Genomic DNA, 1,261 nt, shown 5'->3' with positions numbered 1-1,261 from the left:
GCTGCGCGCGGGCGCGCGCGTCGTCGCGCTCGCCGGCGGCGCGGCGAAGCTCAAGGTGCTGCGCGACCTGCTGCCAGGCGAGTCGTTGGAGGGCGAGGCTCAGTCCGGAACGGACCGGCTGGCCCTGGTCGACTACTCCGCCCCTGGCTGGCTCGACGAGGCCCGGGCGGCGCTCGGCGCCTCCGGGGCGACCCTCGTGCTCGACGGCGTGGGCGGAGACCTCGGGACGGCGGCGACGGGTCTGCTGCGCCGGGCGGATGGCGCCGATGCGGGCTCCGGCGTGACACCGGGCAGGCTCGTCGCGTACGGCTGGGCCTCGGGCACGGCCAACCGGTACACGTCCTGGGCGGAGGCCGACCGGATCGAGTCCCCGATCGAGGTGCGCTACGCCGTCGGGCCGGAGGCGCCGCCGATGGGCGACCAGCGGCCGTACCAGGAACGCGCGCTGGCCATGGCGGCGTCGGGCCGGTGGCGGGTGGTGACGCACCGCGTGCCGTTCGCGGAGGCGGCACGCGCCCACCGCGAGCTCGAGGAGCGCCGCACCACCGGCAAGGTGGTGCTGGTGTGACCGCGGAGGTGTCAGCTGATCAGCCGGCCTCACGGCCGGGAGTACCGCCGGTCGCAGAGCCGGACGCGCAGCCCGGCGCACAGCCCGGCGCGCAGCCCGGCGCTCTCAGTGCCGGCGGACAGCGCCTGGTGCTGATCGGGATGGTCGCGCTCTGTTCCCTCGGTGCGTTCGAGGCCCTGGCCGTGGCGACGGCGATGCCCACCATCGCCGTCGACCTGGACGGGCTGCGGCACTACACGTTCGCCTTCGCGGTGGTCTTCGCCACCAGCGTGGTCGGCATGCTCACCGCGGGACGGTGGTGCGACCGCACCGGACCGACGCCGGCGATGTGGACCGGCGTGGCGCTGTTCGTCGTCGGGCTCGTCGTGGCCGGGACCGCGACCGGGATGGGCGCCCTGATCGCGGGGCGCGCGGTCCAGGGTGTCGGGAGCGGGCTGTTCGGCGTCGCGCTGTACGTGCTGGTGGCCCGCGTGTTCGCCCCCGAACGACGCCCCGCGGTGTTCTCGGCGTTCGCCGCCGCGTGGGTGGTCCCCGCGATCGTGGGGCCGGGACTGGCCGGGCTCGTCGTAGACCACCTGGGCTGGCGCTGGGTCTTCCTCGGCGCCGCGGCGCTCACGATCCCCGCGGCGATCCTGATGCGCCCGGGGCTGACAGCCGCGCACGGCGGGGGCCCCACGGCCGACGAGGATCGCG

General features: G+C 76.2%; 2 protein-coding genes. Both read left to right on the top strand.

Features of this window, described 5'->3' with window-relative positions:
• Window positions 1-568 (top strand): zinc-binding dehydrogenase (locus PROKR_RS08435; RefSeq protein WP_157601963.1); only part of this gene is annotated, 568 nt, incomplete at its 5' end.
• A 128-nt stretch (window positions 569-696) separates the two neighbouring features.
• Window positions 697-1,261: MFS transporter (locus PROKR_RS08430; protein WP_211240073.1), on the top strand; the 565-nt coding region annotated here is incomplete at its 3' end.

Origin of the sequence: Promicromonospora kroppenstedtii DSM 19349, assembly GCF_000515355.1 — a bacterium.
In the GTDB taxonomy this organism is placed as follows: Bacteria; Actinomycetota; Actinomycetes; order Actinomycetales; family Cellulomonadaceae; genus Promicromonospora; species Promicromonospora kroppenstedtii.
Note: the sequence above shows the minus strand (reverse complement) of the source record. Positions and strands in the feature narration are given on the sequence as shown.